This is a genomic window from Salifodinibacter halophilus, assembly GCA_012999515.1.
GTDB classification, from domain to species: domain Bacteria; phylum Pseudomonadota; class Gammaproteobacteria; order Nevskiales; family Salinisphaeraceae; genus Salifodinibacter; species Salifodinibacter halophilus.
Map to the genome: position 1 here is coordinate 1 of JABEEB010000445.1, position 254 is coordinate 254.

Genomic DNA, 254 nt, shown 5'->3' on the forward strand with positions numbered 1-254 from the left:
CCGAAGCGGGCAAGGGTACGCTGTTGGCGCTGCCGCAGTGGCAGCCGCTGGACGCTGTGGCGGCAGATGCCGAGCCGGCAGCGCGGCATGCGGTGATGTTGCTGGACCTGTCGCGTCTGGATGCCGACGCGTTGCGTTCGCAGCTGCCGGGTGCCGAGATCGAAAGCCTTGGCTGGCCGGAACACAACGACCCGGCCGAACGCTACGCCGCCGCTGCGCAAGCGGTGTTCGCAAGGCTGCAGGCCTTGCTCAGC

1 protein-coding gene is annotated in these 254 nt (G+C 69.3%); it reads left to right on the top strand.

Features of this window, described 5'->3' with window-relative positions:
• Positions 1 to 23 precede the first annotated feature (23 nt).
• A partial coding sequence (locus HKX41_12375) for a hypothetical protein (protein ID NNC24931.1) occupies positions 24 to 254 on the top strand: 231 nt, incomplete at its 3' end.